Annotated in this window: 16 protein-coding genes and 2 tRNA genes; 2 read left to right on the forward strand and 16 right to left on the reverse strand. The window is 52.9% G+C overall.

What is annotated here, in order from left to right:
- Positions 1 to 99 precede the first annotated feature (99 nt).
- The 15 genes from J8X26_RS01095 to trxA form a co-directional block, all read right to left on the reverse strand.
- A tRNA-His gene (locus J8X26_RS01095) sits at positions 100 to 175 on the reverse strand.
- A 63-nt stretch (positions 176 to 238) separates the two neighbouring features.
- Positions 239 to 315: transfer RNA gene (locus J8X26_RS01100), tRNA-Arg, on the reverse strand.
- Between the two features lie 143 nt (positions 316 to 458).
- Positions 459 to 1,853: an amino acid permease gene (locus J8X26_RS01105; protein ID WP_208949948.1), complete on the reverse strand. Its 1,395-nt coding sequence runs from the start codon at positions 1,851 to 1,853 to the stop codon at positions 459 to 461.
- A gap of 240 nt (positions 1,854 to 2,093) precedes the next feature.
- Entirely contained in the window at positions 2,094 to 2,834 is a 741-nt protein-coding gene (gene wecG, locus J8X26_RS01110) for a lipopolysaccharide N-acetylmannosaminouronosyltransferase (RefSeq protein WP_152324767.1), read from the reverse strand.
- Positions 2,824 to 4,197, reverse strand: coding sequence for an ECA oligosaccharide polymerase (gene wzyE / locus J8X26_RS01115; RefSeq protein WP_165061926.1), 1,374 nt, complete (start codon positions 4,195 to 4,197; stop codon positions 2,824 to 2,826). Before wzyE ends, wecG begins: the two co-directional genes overlap by 11 nt.
- Positions 4,194 to 5,276 carry a TDP-N-acetylfucosamine:lipid II N-acetylfucosaminyltransferase gene (locus tag J8X26_RS01120; protein ID WP_208949949.1) on the reverse strand — a complete coding sequence of 361 codons (1,083 nt, stop codon included), beginning with the start codon at positions 5,274 to 5,276 and terminating at the stop codon, positions 4,194 to 4,196. Before J8X26_RS01120 ends, wzyE begins: the two co-directional genes overlap by 4 nt.
- On the reverse strand, positions 5,273 to 6,523 hold the full coding sequence (gene wzxE, locus J8X26_RS01125; protein ID WP_208949950.1) for a lipid III flippase WzxE: 1,251 nt from the start codon (positions 6,521 to 6,523) through the stop codon (positions 5,273 to 5,275). Before wzxE ends, J8X26_RS01120 begins: the two co-directional genes overlap by 4 nt.
- A 1-nt stretch (position 6,524) precedes the next feature.
- On the reverse strand, positions 6,525 to 7,655 hold the full coding sequence (gene rffA / locus J8X26_RS01130; protein ID WP_208949951.1) for a dTDP-4-amino-4,6-dideoxygalactose transaminase: 1,131 nt from the start codon (positions 7,653 to 7,655) through the stop codon (positions 6,525 to 6,527).
- Positions 7,656 to 7,659: 4 nt separating this feature from the next.
- On the reverse strand, positions 7,660 to 8,349 hold the full coding sequence (gene rffC, locus J8X26_RS01135; protein WP_208949962.1) for a dTDP-4-amino-4,6-dideoxy-D-galactose acyltransferase: 690 nt from the start codon (positions 8,347 to 8,349) through the stop codon (positions 7,660 to 7,662).
- Between the two features lie 2 nt (positions 8,350 to 8,351).
- On the reverse strand, positions 8,352 to 9,614 hold the full coding sequence (gene wecC, locus J8X26_RS01140) for a UDP-N-acetyl-D-mannosamine dehydrogenase (RefSeq protein WP_208949952.1): 1,263 nt from the start codon (positions 9,612 to 9,614) through the stop codon (positions 8,352 to 8,354).
- Positions 9,615 to 9,616: 2 nt separating this feature from the next.
- Positions 9,617 to 10,741 (reverse strand): non-hydrolyzing UDP-N-acetylglucosamine 2-epimerase, encoded by a 1,125-nt coding sequence (wecB, locus tag J8X26_RS01145; RefSeq protein ID WP_195825706.1) that lies wholly within the window; start codon positions 10,739 to 10,741, stop codon positions 9,617 to 9,619.
- Positions 10,738 to 11,790, reverse strand: coding sequence for an ECA polysaccharide chain length modulation protein (wzzE, locus tag J8X26_RS01150; protein WP_152324759.1), 1,053 nt, complete (start codon positions 11,788 to 11,790; stop codon positions 10,738 to 10,740). The genes wecB and wzzE overlap by 4 nt, the downstream gene beginning before the upstream one ends.
- A 44-nt stretch (positions 11,791 to 11,834) precedes the next feature.
- Positions 11,835 to 12,920, reverse strand: a complete 1,086-nt coding sequence (wecA, locus tag J8X26_RS01155) for a UDP-N-acetylglucosamine--undecaprenyl-phosphate N-acetylglucosaminephosphotransferase (RefSeq protein ID WP_152324758.1) — start codon at positions 12,918 to 12,920, stop codon at positions 11,835 to 11,837.
- Between the two features lie 288 nt (positions 12,921 to 13,208).
- Positions 13,209 to 14,468, reverse strand: coding sequence for a transcription termination factor Rho (gene rho, locus J8X26_RS01160; protein WP_101079467.1), 1,260 nt, complete (start codon positions 14,466 to 14,468; stop codon positions 13,209 to 13,211).
- 415 nt (positions 14,469 to 14,883) lie between these two features.
- Positions 14,884 to 15,210 (reverse strand): thioredoxin TrxA, encoded by a 327-nt coding sequence (trxA, locus tag J8X26_RS01165; protein WP_013577537.1) that lies wholly within the window; start codon positions 15,208 to 15,210, stop codon positions 14,884 to 14,886.
- A gap of 118 nt (positions 15,211 to 15,328) precedes the next feature.
- Between trxA and rhlB the strand changes: the two genes are divergently transcribed.
- Complete coding sequence (gene rhlB / locus J8X26_RS01170; protein ID WP_101079469.1) at positions 15,329 to 16,621, forward strand: ATP-dependent RNA helicase RhlB; 1,293 nt, start codon at positions 15,329 to 15,331, stop codon at positions 16,619 to 16,621.
- Between the two features lie 6 nt (positions 16,622 to 16,627).
- A complete protein-coding gene (gppA, locus tag J8X26_RS01175; protein ID WP_152324757.1) occupies positions 16,628 to 18,121 on the forward strand; it encodes a guanosine-5'-triphosphate,3'-diphosphate diphosphatase in 1,494 nt (497 codons plus the stop codon).
- 63 nt (positions 18,122 to 18,184) lie between these two features.
- On the opposite strand, the gene rep is transcribed toward gppA, so the two are convergent.
- Positions 18,185 to 20,209 (reverse strand): DNA helicase Rep, encoded by a 2,025-nt coding sequence (gene rep / locus J8X26_RS01180; protein ID WP_208949953.1) that lies wholly within the window; start codon positions 20,207 to 20,209, stop codon positions 18,185 to 18,187.
- Between the last annotated feature and the right edge of the window lie 170 nt (positions 20,210 to 20,379).

Raw genomic sequence — 20,379 nt, forward strand, 5'->3', positions numbered from 1 at the left:
ACTCGAACCCTCACATCCGAAGGACACTAACACCTGAAGCTAGCGCGTCTACCAATTCCGCCACCATCGCATGTCACAATCACAAAATCATTTTTAGAGTGGGGTGGCTAATGGGGCTCGAACCCACGACAACTGGAATCACAATCCAGGGCTCTACCAACTGAGCTATAGCCACCATATCTCTAACTAACGTGAAATGTTTAACTCAACAATTCACCGCAACTCTAGCGCAAACTAATGGTGCGCCCGACAGGATTCGAACCTGAGACCTCTGCCTCCGGAGGGCAGCGCTCTATCCAGCTGAGCTACGGGCGCTTAGCGCCGTTGCGGGTGGGGATACTACGGTTTTAACGCCAAGCTGTCTAGTGCTTTTTATCAGAAATATTGCGTTTGATTACGCTTTATCCAATCCGCATTAAAAGTAAGCGCCTTCCCTTCCCCACCCATGACTTACAGCGTTATTTTGCCTTTTCCGCCGTAAGTGCAGCACGCTTATGCATGCCCAGGCCGAAGTATATCAGTGACACCACCGCGATGAAAATACCGCCAACCAGTAAAGAAACCCGCGTATCCGTGTTAATTGCCATACCCACCAGCACGCACGCCAGGAAAATCAGCGTCAGATAGTTGGTATAAGGGAACAGCACGGATTTGAACGGATGATTTTTCAGTTTCTCTTTATGTGCGTCGCGAAAACGCAGCTGGCTAATCAGCACAACAAACCACGGTACCATGCCCGGCAGCACGCTGGCGCTGTAGACATAAACGAACACTTTCTCCGGATTCGGGATCACATAGTTCAGGCATGAACCCACCAGCAGACATAAAATCGTAATCGCGATGCCATAAACCGGGACGCCGCTTTTTGAAACCCGGCTCAGAAACGAAGGCAACTGGCGGTTCTTTGACAAGGCGTAAAGCATACGTCCGCAGCTGTACATGCCGCTGTTACAGCCCGACAGCGCCGCCGTCAGTACTACAAAGTTGATGATACCAGCCGCAGAGGCAATACCAATTTTCGCGAAGGTTAAAACGAACGGGCTGCCGTGCGTGCCCATTTCGTTCCACGGGAAAATCGTGATGATGACGAAAATCGCGCCTACATAGAAAATCAGGATACGCCACAGGATATTATTGATAGCGCGTTTGAGCGTCACCTGCGGGTTCTTCGCTTCACCGGCAGTAATCCCCACCAGCTCAACGCCCTGATACGACGCAACGACGATACACAGCGCGAAGAGGAACCCTTTCCAGCCACCGGCAAAGAAGCCGCCGTGCGCCGTCAGATTGGCAAATCCCACCGGTTCGCCATGATTACCAAAACCGAAGAAAATGACCGCCAGCCCGACCACAATCATCACAATGATGGTGGTGATTTTGATCAGCGCAAACCAGAACTCCATTTCGCCATAAAGCTTCACGGCGGCGAGATTCGCCGACGCCACAATCGCCACGGCTATCAGCGCCGGGATCCACTGCGGCAGTTCGGGGAACCAGTATTGCGCGTAGACGCCGATCGCGGTGATTTCAGAAATCCCCACCGCTATCCACATAAACCAGTAGCTCCACGCCGTCAGATAGCCGTAGTACGGACCGAGATATTTATGGGCGTAGACCGCAAACGAACCGGCGACCGGCTCCAGATGCAGCATTTCGCCCATAGAGCGCATGATAAAGAAGACGAACACACCGGCCAGAATGTACGCCAGTAACACTGACGGCCCGGCCCATTTCAGGGTGCTTGCCGCGCCCATAAATAATCCAACACCGATGGTGCCACCCAGTGCAATCAGCTCAATGTGCCTCGCTTCCAGCCCCCGGTGTAGTCCACCCTTTTCTTCTTTATTCTCCATAGATCCTCAATTTCTCTCTCATTGTGTTTGCCTTCCGGAATGACCGGAATGTTATTTTTATAGTGATGATGCCCGTATGGGGCGGAAAAACGGCGTTATGTTTCCGTATTTCCCGACGAGTTGCAAACGCCTATTGAGAAAGATAAGCACTGATATGAAAAGCGGACAGGAAACTCATGCAACAGAAGTGAAGAAATGAGAGGTAGCGCGCCGTCCTGAAGATTCGGAACGGCGAAATCATTACAGACGACCGGTATAGTAATAACGGACAAATTTCAGCAGTTTGAGCTGACGGCGCAAACGGCTGGGCTGTAAAATCAGGCGGTATAACCATTCCAGCCCCATGCTTTGCCATATTTTTGGCGCCCGTTTAACGTGGCCGGTGAAGACGTCGTAAGTGCCGCCGACGCCCATATAGAGCGCATCCGGATAAACCTCACGGCAATCGCGCATCAGGATTTCCTGCTTCGGCGAGCCCATCGCCACCGTCACAATTGCAGCCCCGCTGCTTTTGACCCGTTCAAATAAAGCGTTTCGTTGCTCCGGCGTAAAGTAGCCATTCTGGCTGCCGGCAATATTGACGTTCCACTGGGCGCGCAATTTTTCTTCCGTTTGTGCCAGTACGTCAGGTTTACCGCCAATCAGAAAGACCGGCGTGCCTTCACGACCGGCGCGTTCCATCAGCCCTTCCCAGAGATCGGCACCGGCGATACGGGACACCTGCGCCTGTGGATATTTTCGGCGAATAGCCCGCACCATGCTGATGCCGTCGGGATATTTGTATTCCGCCACTTTAATCAGTGCGCCCATTTCCGGATTGCTTTCGATGGTCAGCACTTTCTCGGCATTCATCGCCACCAGCGAACCGGTTTTCACCTGATTTTCGGCAAACAGATAATCAATAAAATGTGCCATATCGCGGAAGCCCCACAGTCGGATCCCGCGAATATCGTATTGTGGAACATTATTCTCAGAGTTCATTCAAATTCCTGCCAGAGTGAGGCTCCATGAGGTTTTTTCTGCGCGGAATTTTGACACGGATAAGCCCGGCGGCATCAAACATCCAGTACAGGAGTTTGGCGACAACCAGACACGCGCCGAACACCAGGCAGAAAAACACCACCCGTGAGAAGAAGGAGTCCACGCCTTCACGGGCCAGCACAATCATATTAAAGACCGCACCGAAGCAAAAACTTTGCAAGATAGCGGCTTTATAGCGGTTGGTGTCCGCTTTGCCTTTTTCGTACAACCAGTCGAACCATTTCATGATCATGCCCACGGCGACAGCACCCAGCGGAATAAACCACACGCCGCCCATCACCACCAGAGAACCAATCAGGGTCGGAGAAATCGCCAGGCCGGAGTGGTTATCGAGCACTTCCCAGGTGAAATAGTTGGCAGAATTGAGCACGATGCCCGGACGGTCATGCCACAGCCAGGTCGGGATGAAAACGTAGAAATCACGCGCAATTGGCGCAAGACCCTGGAAGCTGATTTTGTCGTAGTTCTGCAACAACAGCCCCAGATTTTCCCACGGAGAAAACGTGTCGCGCGTCAGATACAGGAAAGTATAAATCGCTTCCGGGCCGCTGACGTTCAGTCCATAGCGTTTAAGTGCCAGCCAGAACATGCCGACAATGCCCAGCACGCCCGCCACCGCCAGCATCCACAGGCTGATCCAACCGCGCACAATGCCGATAAATAAAAACAGCGCAAATGCGATGATGATATTGGCGCGGGTTCCGCCGACGATAACGTAGGTCAGGAAACCAAAAGCCACGGTGCTGGCGAGGAAAAAAAGCCAGCGGCGGATATCCGGTTTGATGAAAAACACCACCAGCATCGCCGGAATAAAGAAGTAAAAGAAGCGCTTAAGCGCCACACCGGAGACATCGCTGGAGAAAATCTGGCTGTAGGATTTCAGCTTAAACAGCAGAAAACCGTTGTGCATAAAGAAGATGGAAACTGTGACGACTGCAATCAGCGCCAGCAGCATCCAGGTCAGATGGGTTTCGACCCGGTTCATCGTAAACAGCGGGCGTGAAGGCCCGTCGCGTTTAGCCTTGAGCCGCGTTTTGTAGCAAACGTAATAAATGCCATAGAAACAGGTCGCGGCCAGCATGGCCTGCAACAGATTTTCCACCGGCACCACTTTGACGTCAAACTGGAAAACCAGCAGACAGGTCAGCGGAAAACCAAAGTAGAACGTCAGCAGATACAGTAACGAAAATAAGACGTTAAAGTTGAAACGCACGCGCCGGAACTCTTTGTACGTCAGCGTGAGAATAAACAACAGCGACAGCACGTAAACGACGGTCAGGCCGCCTAATTGTGCCAGCGTCATGACGTTTCTCCCGCCGCGAGCAGTAATGCCTGCTGCCAGCCCGAAATATAGTTCGGATTAAAGAAGGCGATGTTTTTGCGATCGGCATTCAGTAACTGACGCCGCGCTTCAGCGACCACTTTTTCATCCAGCATATCACCGTAGAAAAGCACCGGCAGATGCTGCTCGGCCAGATCCTGCCAGAAAGGATTCTGACGGCTGACGACAAACGGCACGCCGAACTGAATCAGAAGGCATTGCGTCCCGATACCCTGCTGACGGTCGAAAATAAAATAGCCCAGCGAGCAACGACGCAACACATTCAGATAATCGTCGAACGCCATGGCGCCGGTCATCAGGTCAACATTTTCGGGCGCAAAGAGCGTTAATGCTTCAGTGCGAACCTGCTCAATATAAGTCTGATTATCCGCCGGATATCCCATCGGGATAATCACACGGATACCGCTACCGAACTGCTGATGCAGCGAACGCAGTGCTTCAATGTGGCGGTTACTGCGGTCACCGGAATTCCCCACCAGCACTGTCATCGGCCCTTCGGGTTCCGGCAGATCAGCGGGTTGGGTCAGCGTCGGATCCATCCGCGTCGGAAAATACAGTAAAGAAGACGGCGTACGCGGGTAGCGCTGATGGAAATAAATCAGGTCGCCGCGCGTGGCAAAGACATGCCCGATACGTCCCTGCGCCAGGCGGCGCATGAAATAAAACAGGCGGAATTTCAGACCTCCGGCAGATTCATACAAATCTGCACCCCAGATATGCCAGTTCGCCTGCGAGGCTTTAATTTTGCCCGTCAGCAGCGCGAGCCAGAGCGTGGGATTAAATTGCCCATGGAAGAAAAAGTGGTGCGTCCGGTCTTGCGCGCGGGAAATCACCGCCGCCGCCAGCGTTTTTTTGTCCGGATAAACCCGAATGTCCAGGCGCGTAAACTCAGCAAACGCCGAAGCATCCGCCGCCGCGACCATAAAATGACAAATCCGCTTTTCAGGCGTGCATTCGGCCAGCACGTCGTTGAAAAAGCGCAGTACGGTTACATTATGATGAGGGATGTCAGATCCCAAAACGTGAATCAGCGTTGTCATGCTCGTCTACGATAGATAACAAATACAGTGCAGCACGCGGCAAAATAGACGATATACGTCGCCATATACGCCTGCGCGGCGCCCAGAGAACCGTGAACCGGGATCAGCCAGTGTGAAAAACCGGTCAGCAGCGCGAACTGACTGATTTCTGTCAGCACATAAAAGCGCAGAGACGCGCGGGCAATCACCAGATACCCAAAAACATACGAGCCTACTTTCAGTACATCGCCCACCAGTTGCCAGGCGAACAAATCGCGCATCGCGATAAATTGTTTTGAAAACAACAGCCAGATAGCAAAATCGCGCAGTAACCAGACCGTGAAACTGACTGCGGCCACGACGGGGATGACAAATTTCAGCGACTTCACGATTTCCCGGGAAATATCCCGTTTATCGGTCAGCCGGGATAATGTGGGCAACAAATACACGCTGAATGAGGCGGTGATAAATTGCAGATAAGCATCCGAAATACTGCTGACGCCCTGCCAGATCCCCACATCTTTCCAGCTGTAATGTTCAGCCAGCAGATTTCGCATCATCACATACGCCACCGGGATCGTGACAGAAGTGATCAGCGCCATCAGCGTAAATTTGCCGAGATGGCTGGCAATAAAACGATCCCAGCCCGGTTTTAAGTATTCCAGCGGAAAGGATTTGCGCTTCCACAACATACCAGCCGCGGGCAGGATGACCAGCGCAGGCACCAGCGCCAGACCGGCCAGCGCGCCTTCGTAACCGCCCAGTTTGAAGCAAGCCAGATAAGCGACTAAACCAATCAGACTTCCGCCAATCACCGCCAGCGCGTTGCCCATCGCGTCGCGATACCCTTTCAGGATTGCCTGAAAATAGTTGGCATAGGCGATGCCCATCTGGATAAAGGCCACGGCGCGAACGACCGCCTGATAGCGCTCATGCCCGAACAGACCGCTACTGATCGGCGCAGCGAGCAGCAGAAATATCGCCGCCAGCAGAGTGGAGAAACCTAAAATCAGCGATGACGACGTCCCGAGCACGGCTTTAAGGCGCTCAGGATTATCATGGTGTTCGGCAACATATTTGGTGACGCCATTGAAGATCCCGGCACCGGACAATACGCCCAACACCGTGACCATCTGACGGAAATTCCCCGCCTGCCCCACGCCCTCCGGCCCGAACGCCACGGCCAGCAATTTAACTACCAGCAATCCGGTGCCGATTTTAATCAGCGTGGAACCGGCGGTCCAGACTGACGCTTTTGCCAGCGACATGTCAGGCGAAGTATTGCAGCATGGCCGCAATCACAGTGCGCTGTGTGTCGTCGGTCATGTTGTAGAACAACGGCAGGCGCACCAGACGCTCACTTTCCTGCGTGGTAAAGCAGTCGGTGCCAGAGAAACGCCCGAAGTTTTCGCCAGCCGGACAGGCATGCAGCGGAATGTAATGGAATACGGTGAGGATATCTGCCGCTTTCATATGACGGATGAACGCATCGCGATCTTCGATATCGTTCAGTCGAACATAGAACATGTGGGCGTTTTGCACACATTCCTGCGGAATAGCCGGGAGCTGGATACGTCCCGCATCGGCCAGATCCTGCAAGGCTTCATAATACTGATTCCAGATAGCCAGACGGCGCTGATTAATCTTTTCAGCGGCATCCAGATTTCCCCACAGATACGCGGCCTGCAAATCAGACATCAGATAGCTGGAGCCGATATCGCGCCAGGTATATTTATCCACCTGCCCGCGGAAGAACTGGCTGCGGTTGGTGCCTTTTTCGCGAATGATTTCAGCACGATCAATCAGCGCCGGATCGTTGATCAGCGTCGCACCGCCTTCGCCGCCTGCGGTGTAATTTTTCGTTTCGTGGAAACTGAAACAGCCGATGTGGCCGATCGTTCCCAGTGCCTTGCCTTTGTAAGTCGACATCACGCCCTGCGCGGCATCTTCCACCACGAACAGATGATACTTTTCAGCCAGCGCCATGATGGCGTCCATTTCACAGGCCACGCCTGCGTAATGCACCGGCACAATCACTTTGGTTTTAGCCGTAATCGCCGCTTCAATCAGGGTTTCATCGATATTCATGGTGTCCGGGCGGACATCCACAAAGACGATTTTCGCGCCACGCAGAACAAACGCATTGGCGGTCGAGACGAACGTGAAGCTCGGCATAATCACTTCATCGCCGGGCTGGATATCAAGCAGCAATGCGGCCATTTCCAGCGACGCCGTGCAGGACGGCGTCAGCAATACTTTCGGGCAGTTAAAATGCTGTTCGAACCATTTCTGACAGCGCAGCGTGAATCCGCCATCGCCGCAAAGTTTGCCGCTGTTCATCGCCTCGCGCATGAAATCAATTTCAGTGCCAACAATCGGCGGCGCATTAAAAGGGATCATCGTTTCACCTGTACAGCCAGTACGCCGTGCGTGTGACTTTGCCACCGCTGGCGAGATAAAGGTTTAAAGCCGGAAGGTTGCCGGTTTGTGTCGCGACGTGAAGACGCGAAACGCCCTGACCGGCACACCATTGTTTCGCAGCCGCCATTAATGTCTTGCCCACTCCCCGCCCCTGACATTCAGGTTTGACGGCCAGCAGGCCAATTCTTGCTTCGCCCTTGGCTAACTGGCGCAGCGTCACAAATCCGCTCGCGTCATCGGCCCACAGGCAAAGATGGTCGAATGTGCCCAGCACCGCTTTTTCCGCCCACATCGCGTAAAACCGCGCGCTGTCATCCGGCTGATACCACGGAGACCGAAAACGGCTCAGGCGAAACGCCTGACGGGCGATCGTCACTACGTCTGCAATATCTTTCGGCACCGCCAGACGCCCGGCGGGCAACGCGATATCCTGCGCACTCACCGCGACGCACACATCGGTTTCACCTTCGGCCAGACGAAAGCCGAGCGCGGACAGCGCATCCAGCATTTCGGTCTGATCCGCATCCACTTTTGCCTGCACCAGCGCATATTGCGCCAGCGCCTCAGGCGTCACGACGGTTTCCGCCGACGCATCCAGGCTCAATTTGGCACTGCGCAACTGGAAGAAATCGCTCTCCCAGTCGAGCGGTTCAATATTGCCGTGGACGTGCAGGCTCACCGCCACACACCTTTGGTGTCTACGATCCAGGACTGGCGGATCGCGCTGGCCGGGATCGCCTTAAACGAGGTGTGATCAACCAGCATCACCAGAAGATCGGCGTCTTTCAGGGCATCATCCAGAGAATGCAGTGTCACTTTTTCAGCCAGCGATGCCGGAAGCTGATGAACATTCGGTTCAACGGCCCAGGTCTCGCCTGCATGCCAGTCGGCAATCAGGTGGGTGACTTCTACGGCAGGGCTTTCGCGCAGGTCGTCGATATTCGGTTTAAACGCCAGACCAAAGCAGGCGATTTTGATTTCAGAAGCGCGCTTGCCGGTGGTGGTAAGGCAATCGGCCAGCGCGGCCTTCACGCGATCAACCACCCAGTGCGGTTTGCTGTCATTCACTTCGCGCGCCGTACGGATGATCCGCGCAAGCTCAGGGTTCTGCGCCACAATAAACCACGGATCGACCGCGATACAGTGGCCGCCAACGCCCGGTCCCGGCTGTAAAATATTCACGCGCGGATGGCGGTTTGCCAGGCTGATCAGCTCCCAGACATTAATGCCCTGCGCATCGCAAATCAGTGAGAGCTCATTAGCGAAAGCAATGTTGACGTCGCGGAAGCTGTTTTCGGTCAGCTTGCACATTTCCGCCGTACGCGAATTCGTAACCACACATTCTCCTTTCAGGAAAATGTTGTACAAATCACTGGCGCGCTGCGAGCACACGGAGGTCATCCCGCCAATCACGCGGTCATTTTTGATCAGCTCAACCATCACCTGGCCCGGCAAAACGCGTTCAGGGCAGTAAGCAATATTGATATCCGCCCGTTCACCCGCCTGTTGCGGGAAGCTCAGATCCGGGCGAACTTCGGCCAGCCATGCTGCCATTTGTTCTGTCGCGCCGACCGGAGACGTAGATTCCAGAATGATCAGGTCACCCTTTTTGAGTACCGGCGCCAGAGAGCGCGCGGCGGATTCCACGTATTTCATATCCGGCAGATGATCGCCCATAAAAGGCGTCGGCACGGCAATCAGGAAAGCATCCGCAGGTTCGGGCTGAGTGACGGCGCGGAGGAAACCGCCTTCTACCGCCTGTTTTACCAGCGTGTCGAGATCGGGTTCAACGATATGAATGGCGCCACGGTTAATGGTCTCAACCGCGTGCTGATTGATGTCTACCCCCACGACTTTTTTCTGGCGTGAGGCGAAGGCGGCTGCCGTCGGCAAACCGATGTAACCCAGTCCGATTACAGAAATAGTATTGAAATTCATGGTCATACCCGATGATTTTTTAATGCATCAAGAATATGGCGACACGCGTGTCCGTCACCATAAGGATTGTGCGCCCTGCTCATGCTGTTGTATTCGTTTTCATCGCTCAGCAGACGGTTCACTTCCTTAACAATTTTTGCAGGATCAGTCCCGACCAGACGTACCGTACCGGCATCAACGGCTTCCGGACGCTCTGTGGTTTCCCGCATCACCAGCACCGGTTTCCCCAGTGAAGGCGCTTCTTCCTGCACACCGCCCGAATCCGTCAGAATCAGATAGGCTTTATCCATCAGATAAACGAAAGGCAGATAATCCTGCGGGTCGATTAACACGATGTTGTCGATGCCCGCCAGAATACGGTTTACCGGCTCACTGACGTTAGGATTGAGGTGCACCGGATACACAATCTGAACATCCGGATGCTGGCGGGCGATATCGGCCAGCGCCGAGCAAATCCGCTCAAAACCGCCGCCAAAACTTTCACGGCGGTGACCCGTTACGAGGATCAGTTTTTTACTGGCATCGAGGAACGGATAGGTATTGGCCAGCTGCTGCGCCAGAGACGCATCGCTGTTAAAGCGATCACGAACCCACAACAGCGCATCAATCACCGTATTGCCGGTGACGAAAATGCGGCTTTCAGGAATATTTTCCCGCGTCAGATTCGAACGGGCGTTTTCCGTCGGGGCAAAATGCCAGCGCGCAAGATGACCGGTCAGCAGGCGATTGCCCTCTTCCGGCCACGGCGAAGAAAGATCACCGGTGCGCAGACCGGCTTCGACATGACCGACCGCAATCTGATGATAAAAAGCCGCCAGACTCGCGGACAGCGTCGTGGTGGTATCGCCGTGAACCAGCACGACGTCCGGTTTAAATTCATCAAGCACCGGCTTCAGGCCGGTCAGAATACGGCTGGTGATTTCCGTCAGACCCTGCCCCGGTTTCATAATATTGAGGTCATAATCGGGCGTAATCTCAAACAGACGCAATACCTGATCGAGCATTTCACGGTGCTGTGCCGTGACACAAACTTTAGATTCAAAAGCCGCATCCTGCGACAAAGCAAGCACCAGCGGCGCCATTTTAATGGCCTCCGGACGGGTGCCGAAAATCGTCAACACTTTCACAATGTGTTTCTCTTATTTTTACGACGCGTCAGGGCAACTCCTGCCCCGATTAAACCACCGACAATCCCCCACATGATCATCAGGAACACACGGCGCGGGCTGTCACGTTTTACAGGTTCCTCAGGCGTTCTGAGGTAACGGTAAGTCTGGAATTTCGCGGTCAGCGTCGGGCCCACATTCAGCGTCGACAGCATGGCGCGGTTCTGGTCGTAATCCAGATCATAACCCGGCCCGGAAGCCTGTAATAATTCCAGGCGCGCTTTCAACATAGGCACACCCAGCAGGAACATGTCGGAATCAGGCAGCTCTTCGGCTGGGGTGTCCGTCACGCTTTTGGTGATGTTTTGCTGCTGGGCGATTTTCAGCGCCTGCTCGGTGTTATTCACCGTGCGTTTGAAAATGCTCTGCGCCACTTCTTCCTGGCGTTTGACCTGCGCTTTCATCGACTGCGTCCGGGCAGCCCATGCGCCCTGCAACTCATCGTAAAGATGCTGCGCCGCGCGCTGGCTGGCGAAATTAACATACTGACGCAAAAGTTTGTTGGCATCAGCGGCATCTTCCGCCGTCAGTTTCACAATGTCGTTCGGGACTTTCATTGCATCGCGCGGTGTGAACTGAATATCGTTAATCAGATCATCGAGCAAAACGGCATCCGCGCGCGCATCATTTTCCAGGCGCTGCTTGTAATAAGGGCTTTGCAGCCAGAAATCACGACGTGTGTCGTAAGCGGCAAGCTGCATCACAAATTCATTATAGGATTCATCAGAGATCGGCGGACGACCGGTATCCGACGGCAACGCAGTGCGCACATCCAGATTACGCAGGAACTGCGCTTGTGAGAAATAAGACGAGAGATTGTTCACGGTGGGACGGTCGGTAATGGCCGTCGAGCTCCACTCCTGTTTCATCAGATAAGAGGAGCCCAAAGCCACTAACGCGAACAGTATTGCCAGGCCCGCAATCCAAAATTTACCTTTCCATAAGGTGCAGCACAAACCACGAATATCGAGTTCATTTTCGATGTCACGATCATTCTGGTTTCTTATCATTTCTGGTTTATCCACAGCCAGTATGCCCTTGTGTAAAAGATGAATTATTGAGGAGATGAACGGCGCAAACGCCTTTTAAGACGTTTGATAAACCGGGCCACGCGCCAGGCGTGCTTGATGCAAACGCCGTACAACAGGAAAGCGACAAAGAATAAAGCCAGCATGACCCATTCAGGCACGAAAGGCAGATGTTCGCCAATCACGCCAACCGCCGCCAGAAGTGCAGCGGCCACGGTAATTAGCATAAAGGCCTGACGGGAAGTAAAGCCGGCGCGCATGATCAAATGATGAATGTGCTGGCGATCGGCAGAAAACGGACTCATGCCTTTGCGCAGACGGCGGTACATGATGGCAACCATGTCCATCAGAGGGATTGCGATAAGCCAGAGTGCGGTTACCGGGTTCATCGGGTGCGTTTCGCCTTGCGTGCTTTGCAGCAGGATCCAGATGACCGTAAAACCAATCAGCGTACTACCCGCATCGCCCATGAACACTTTATAGCGAGGGCCGAAGACGCCCAGATTGAGCAGGATATAAGGCAAAATGGCGGCAATCATGGCGAAGCACCAGAGCGCCAGTTCCATGTGACCACTGCCATACATGATGATGCCTAAAGAACCGAAACTGACGCAGGATAATCCGCCCAGAAGCCCGTCGATACCATCCACCATGTTAAAGGCGTTGATCGCCGCCCAGACGGCAAACAGGGTCACCAGATAGCCGAACGGCCCGAGTGCCATTTCCCATGGGCCGATAAGATGCCCGAGATTACGTAGCGTGAGATTTGCGAAACTCATCATCGCCACGGCCACCACAGCCTGCACCATTGCGCGGGTTTTTACACTGATATCGAAACGGTCATCGAGCGCGCCGACCAGTACCAGCAAGCCCGCGCAGGCGAGATAAAGGTTGCCATGCGGAATGACATAGCTGGTGATAAGAAAGGCGAAACAAACCCCTGCATACACAGAAATACCGCCGACCAGCGGGATCAAACCCTGATGGCGTTTGCGAAAATTGGGTTTATCTACGAGTCCGATTTTATTCGCCACCTTCCGGGCAACGAACAGAAACAGGAATGAAAAAACGAAAACAATGGCAAGCTCAGTACTCATATTGAGTAAATTCACAGTTAAGAGATCTCTTCTGCAAAAATAAGGTGCGTGGAATCGAGAGCATCATAAACCTCACAGCCTTAAATCAAATCCTATGGTGACAGTTATGGTTTTGTCTCAGGCAAGACCTTATCTGTTGCCATTTCTTGGGCAGTAAACCGATAAAATAAAGAAAGGGCACTGGAAAAACCATCAGCTATTATCCGAATAGTCTGACAATTTCACCAAAGTAGCATTATGGTAGCTACCAAAAGCAAAAAACGCCACGGCTTAGCGTGGCGTTAGTTTGAGTTTTACACCAAATTACGAACGTTTCATCATATCGAAGAAGTCGTCATTGGTTTTCGTCATGGCGAGTTTGTTGATGAGGAATTCCATTGCATCAATCTCACCCATCGGGTGAATGATTTTACGCAGGATCCACATCTTCTGAAGTTCTTCTGACGTGGTCAGCAGCTCTTCTTTACGGGTACCAGAACGATTGTAATCAATCGCAGGGAATACGCGTTTCTCAGCGATTTTGCGCGCCAGATGCAATTCCATGTTGCCGGTACCTTTGAATTCTTCATAGATAACTTCATCCATTTTAGAACCGGTATCGACCAGCGCAGTAGCGATGATGGTCAGGCTTCCGCCCTCTTCCACGTTACGTGCTGCACCGAAGAAACGTTTTGGACGGTGTAAGGCGTTAGCATCCACACCACCGGTCAGAACTTTGCCTGATGACGGAACCACGGTGTTGTAAGCACGAGCCAGACGGGTAATGGAGTCCAGCAGGATGATGACGTCTTTCTTGTGCTCAACCAGGCGTTTGGCTTTTTCGATGACCATTTCAGCCACCTGAACGTGACGGGATGCCGGCTCATCAAAGGTAGAAGCGATAACTTCCCCTTTAACCAGACGCTGCATCTCGGTTACTTCTTCCGGACGTTCATCAATCAGCAGAACCATCAGCACACAGTCAGGATGATTGTACGCAATGCTTGTCGCGATATTTTGCAGCAGCATGGTTTTACCCGCTTTCGGCGGAGCAACAATCAGACCACGCTGGCCGCGGCCAATCGGAGCAGCCAGATCCAGTACACGCGCGGTTAAATCTTCCGTTGAACCATTACCACGTTCCATACGCAGACGGGAATTTGCATGCAGAGGGGTTAAGTTTTCGAACAGGATTTTGCTGCGGGCGTTTTCTGGTTTGTCGTAGTTAACTTCGTTAACTTTCAACAGGGCAAAATAACGTTCACCTTCTTTAGGTGGGCGGATTTTACCGGAAATGGTGTCGCCAGTGCGAAGGTTGAAGCGGCGAATTTGGCTTGGTGATACGTAGATGTCGTCGGGGCCTGCGAGGTAGGAACTGTCTCCGGAGCGGAGGAAACCAAATCCATCCTGCAATATCTCCAGTACGCCATCACCGAAGATGTCTTCTCCGCTTTTCGCATGCTGCTTCAATATTGAAAAGATAATGTCTTGCTTGCGCATGCGGGCCTGGTTTTCCAGCCCCATATTTTCGCCGAGTGCAATCAGGTCAGAGACCGGCGTATTCTTTAATTCGGTAAGATTCATAATGGTGGGTTCTTAAACTCGGGGTATGTCTCGAACATCTGTCGTGAATGGGTATGGCAGGGTCATCCATGCCTGTTTATTGTATGACACTTCAAATCACAGCTTTGAAATCCAGCCGCAGGCAGTCGCTCGCGGGCGATATTCTAGAGGGGCAATGATATTGAAGGTGTCTTAAAGCCGATTTTGTTAAAACCGTTAGATGGTCAAGCACAGTGCCAGTTCAATTTAATTATTATTCAAAGAAACTTTATAGGCAGATGTTTTTGACACAACAGAGTAAAACGTAAGAATCAAACTACAGGTAAGCTCTATTTGCAGTAAGCGTAAACTTAGCACGCTTCTTGACAGGCGTCTAGCGGACAATGTGAAAAACACGGCAGCCCGCTAAACACCTGGCTTTGGTCATCCCGACCGATTACAGATTAGCTGTTAAGAACTCTTTCAGCTGACCTTTCGACAGTGCGCCAACTTTAGTTGCTGCGACTTCGCCGCCTTTAAATAACAGCAGGGTAGGAATACCACGGATGCCGTATTTAGGTGCAGTACCTGGGTTTTCATCGATGTTCAGCTTCGCGATGGTCAGCTTGCCTTCGAACTCAGTGGCAATTTCATCCAGAATCGGAGCGATCATTTTACAAGGACCACACCACTCTGCCCAGAAATCGACCAGTACCAGCCCTTCAGCTTTCAATACGTCGTTGTCGAAACTGTCATCGGTCAGGTGAATAATTTTATCGCTCATGTTCTACTCCAAAGGATTATCTTTACCTTGTTGATGTAGCATTAACCAACAGTAGGTTGACTTTATTTCACCGGATACGCTTTCGTAAAGCAATAGTTAGCTGATATTCTACCACACTATGAGCAAAACACACTTGACCGAACAGAAGTTTTCCGACTTCGCCCTGCACCCGCTGGCAGTAGAAGCCCTTGAAAAGAAAGGGTTCCATTACTGTACGCCTATTCAGGCATTGGCATTGCCGATCACGCTCGCTGGGCGTGATGTTGCAGGTCAGGCGCAAACCGGTACCGGCAAGACGCTGGCTTTTCTGGCGTCTACTTTCCATTATCTGCTTTCTCACCCTGCTGCGGAAGGTCGTCAGACTAACCAGCCGCGTGCCTTGATCATGGCACCTACGCGTGAACTCGCGGTGCAGATCCACTCCGACGCCGAAGCATTATCTGAATCTACCGGGCTGAAATTAGGTCTGGCCTATGGCGGCGACGGTTACGATAAACAGCTTAAAGTGCTGGAAAGCGGCGTGGACATCCTGATCGGAACCACCGGCCGTTTAATCGATTACACCAAACAGAACCACATCGACCTGGGCGCGATTCAGGTGGTGGTGCTGGATGAAGCAGACCGCATGTTCGATCTGGGCTTCATCAAAGATATCCGCTGGATCTTCCGCCGGATGCCACCTGCGACTCAACGCCTCAACATGCTGTTCTCAGCAACCCTTTCCTATCGTGTGAAAGAACTGGCGTTCGAAAACATGAATAATGCCGAGTCGATTGAGATCGAACCGGAGCAAAAAACGGGCCACCGTATTAAAGAAGAACTCTTCTACCCTTCGAATGAAGAGAAAATGCGCCTGTTACAGACGCTGATTGAAGAAGAATGGCCAGACCGCTGCATCATTTTTGCTAACACTAAACACCGTTGTGAAGACGTTTGGGGCCATCTGGCAGCCGACGGTCATCGCGTAGGTTTACTAACCGGCGATGTCCCGCAGAAAAAACGCCTGCGCGTTCTGGAAGACTTCACCAAAGGCACGCTGGATATTCTGGTTGCGACTGACGTTGCAGCCCGTGGTTTGCACATTCCTGCCGTTACACACGTCTTTAACTATGATCTGCCTGACGACTGTGAAGACTATGTTCACCGTATTGGTCGTACCGGCCGTGCGGGTCTGAGCGGTCATTCCATCAGCCTGGCTTGTGAAGAGTACGCGCTGAACCTGACGGCAATCGAAACCTACACCGGTCACAGCATTCCTGTCAGCAAATACAGCAGCGAAGCGCTGTTAACTGATTTACCTGCGCCGAAACGTCTGGCTCGCTCTCGTACCGGAAACGGTCCGCGTCGTAACAGCAATTCGTCTTCACGTCGCAGCAGCGCACCACGTAGCAACCGTAAACGTCCGGGCTGATAACCTATGCTAAGCTCCACCTCACTCTATGCAGCAATTGATTTGGGCTCTAACAGCTTTCACATGCTGGTTGTTCGTGAGGTGGCAGGCAGTATCCAGACCCTCGCCAGAATTAAGCGCAAAGTGCGTCTGGCTGCCGGTCTGGATAAGCAAAACCTGCTTTCTCAGGAAGCCATGCAACGTGGCTGGCAATGCCTGAAGCTGTTTTCCGAAAGATTGCAGGATATTCCCCGCGAACAAATCCGCGTCGTTGCCACCGCAACGTTGCGGCTTGCCAGTAATGCGGACGAATTTTTGAGGAAAGCTCAGGAAATTCTCGGTTGCCCGATTCAGGTCATTGCCGGTGAAGAAGAAGCCCGTCTGATTTATCACGGCGTTGCCCATACCACGGGTGGCCCGGATAAACGTCTGGTCGTCGATATTGGCGGCGGCAGTACAGAGCTGGTCACTGGTATCGGCGCACAGGCCACCACGCTTTTCAGCCTTTCGATGGGCTGCGTGACCTGGCTGGAGCGCTATTTTACCGACCGAAATCTGGCAAAGGAAAACTTCGATCAGGCCGAACAGGCCGCGACCGACATGATCCTTCCGATAGCGCCTCAGCTGATCGCCAATGGCTGGCAAATTTGTGTTGGTGCTTCCGGCACCGTTCAGGCGCTTCAGGAAATCATGGTCGCTCAGGGTATGGATGAGCGCATTACGTTGCCGAAACTTCAACAGCTCAAACAGCGTGCAATTCAGTGCGGAAAACTGGAAGAGCTGGAAATTGAAGGCCTGACGCTTGAACGTGCGCTGGTTTTCCCAAGCGGTCTGTCGATTCTCATCGCCATTTTCAAAACCCTGAATATCGAAACCATGACGCTGGCCGGTGGCGCACTGCGTGAAGGTCTGGTTTACGGCATGCTGCACCTGCCGATTGAACAGGATATTCGCCAGCGCACATTGCGAAATCTGCAACGCCGCTATCTGCTTGATAATGAACAGGCACAGCGCGTAGCACAGCTTGCAGAGAACTTTTCGTTGCAGGTGTCACAGGAATGGAAGCTCGATGCCCGCGCCCGTGAGCTGCTGAATAGCGCCTGTTTGATCCACGAAATCGGGCTGAGTGTTGATTTCAAAAAAGCGCCGCAGCACGCAGCCTATCTGATCAGTCATTTAGACTTACCGGGCTTTACGCCGGCGCAGAAAAAACTGCTGGCGACGCTGTTGCAAAACCAGAACGGGACGCTCGATTTACCGTTGCTCAATGAGCAAAACGCCGTCCCGCCGCGTCAGGCACAACGTCTTTGTCGCATTCTCCGGCTTGCGATTATCTTTGCCAGCCGTCGCCGCGACGACACGTTGCCCGCCGTGCGTTTACGGGCAAATGATGATGAACTGAATGTGATTGTGCCGCAGGGCTGGCTGGCTCAGCATCCGTTACGGGCGGAAGAGCTGGAACAGGAAAGCCACTGGCAAAGTTATGTCCACTGGCCGCTGTTCGTCGAAGAACAGCTCTGATTTTTTCCGTAAAAAAACGCACCGAATGAGGCAGGGCTTATCCCCTGCCTTTTTCTTTGCCTGTCAGTTTCCGCCTTTGGCTTTCGCCAGTTGTTCACGGATTTTCTCCAGATGGCCTTGCCCTTTCACCATACGCTCCTGCGCACTGACCACTTTACGCTCACTTTCCCAGGCCAAATCATCCTGCGGCAGTTCCATCAGGAAGCGGCTGGGTTCCGGACGAATTAATTCCCCGTACTGGCGGCGTTCACGGCAAAGCGTAAAAGTCAGCTCTTTTTGGGCGCGGGTAATGCCCACATACGCCAGACGCCGTTCTTCATCGACATTGTCTTCATCGATGCTGCTCTGATGCGGCAACAATCCTTCTTCCATGCCGACCAGAAACACATACGGGAATTCCAGACCTTTCGAAGCGTGCAGCGTCATCAGCTGAACCTGATCCAGTTCTTCGTCACTTTCACCACGTTCCATCATGTCACGCAGCGTAAAGCGCGTGACCACCTGAGTGAGCGTCATCGGCTCATCCAGATCGGTACCTTCGAGCATTTCGGTCATCCAGCTGAAAAGCTGATTGACGTTTTTCATGCGCATTTCGGCCGCTTTCGGGCTCGGCGAGGTTTCGAACAACCAGCTTTCGTAATCGATGCCGTGGATCAGATCCCGTACCGCCGCAACCGGTTCGCGTTCGGCCAGTTCAGAAATAGTGCCCATCCAGTGCGTGAACCGTTGCAGTGATTCCAGGCCACGCCCGGTCAGATACTGGCTCAGCCCCATATCGAAACTGGCTTTGAACAAACCTTTGTTACGCTGATTTGCCCACTCACCCAGTTTCTGCAACGTCGCTGCACCGATTTCACGACGCGGTGTATTCACGATACGCAGGAAAGCGCTGTCATCGTCAGGGTTAGTCAGGACGCGCAGATAGGCCAGCAAATCTTTAATTTCAGGCCGCGAGAAGAACGACGTGCCGCCGGAAATGCGGTACGGAATGCGGTTCTGCATCAGCATTTTTTCAAACAGGCGTGACTGGTGGTTACCGCGATACAAAATCGCGTAATCGCCATAACCGGTCTTGTTGATAAAGTGATGCGCAATCAGCTCGCCAACCACGCGCTCGGCTTCGTGATCTTCATTGTTGGCGGTCACCACTTTCAGCGTTTCGCCGTAACCCAGCTCAGAGAAAAGCCGCTTCTCGAACACATGCGGGTTGTTGGCGATCAGGATGTTAGCCGCTTTCAAAATGCGCTGCGAGGAACGATAGTTCTGTTCAAGCTTAACGACCTGCAACTGCGGGAAATCTTCTTTCAGCAGCACCAGGTTTTGTGGCCGCGCACCGCGCCAGGAGTAGATAGATTGATCGTCGTCGCCCACCACAGTGAAACGTGCGCGGTTGCCAACCAGCAGTTTCACCATCATGTACTGACTGGTGTTGGTGTCCTGATATTCATCGACCAGCAGGTAGCGCAGTTTGTTCTGCCAGCGCTCGCGCACTTCTTCATTCTTCTGCAACAGCAGCGTCGGCAGCAGGATCAGGTCATCGAAATCGAGGATATTACAGGCGCGCATATGGTCATGATATAGCCCGTAGCAGTGCGCGAAGATCTGATCGCGTTCCGATCGCGCAAGGCCCGCCGCATGGGACGGATCAACCAGATCGTTCTTCCAGTTTGAGATCGTCGAGATCAGTTGTTGCAACAGCGTTTTGTCATTTTCCAGCCACTTCTCGCTCAGCTCTTTGAGCAGCGCCAGCTGATCCTGATCGTCGAACAGGGAGAAATTGGATTTCATGCCCAACGCGGCAAATTCGCGTTTGATGATTTCAAGCCCCAGCGTGTGGAAAGTCGCGATCAGCAAGCCGCGTGATTCTTTTCGCCCAAGGGTTTGCGCCACACGCTCTTTCATCTCGCGCGCCGCTTTATTGGTGAAGGTTACAGCCGCAATGTGGCGAGCCTGATAGCCACATTCACGGATCAGGTGTGCGATTTTATTGGTAATCACCCTGGTTTTGCCGGAGCCAGCCCCCGCCAGAACCAGGCAGGGTCCGGTGACGAATTCGACGGCATGTTGTTGGCTGGGGTTTAATCGCATGGCGTATTTTTGCTCACCTGATGGACAAGGACGGCGATTGTAGCAGAAACGTCGCCTGAGATTGACAGCCTTTACGGTGCAATTTGTGATGTCTGGAATGCAGGCCGGAGTCCACATACGGCGTTGCAGATGTTACATTACGCCCCTGGAAACACTCTCGCATAAAAGGT

The organism is Rahnella sp. ChDrAdgB13, from assembly GCF_017655185.1.
In the GTDB taxonomy this organism is placed as follows: Bacteria; Pseudomonadota; Gammaproteobacteria; order Enterobacterales; family Enterobacteriaceae; genus Rahnella; species Rahnella contaminans.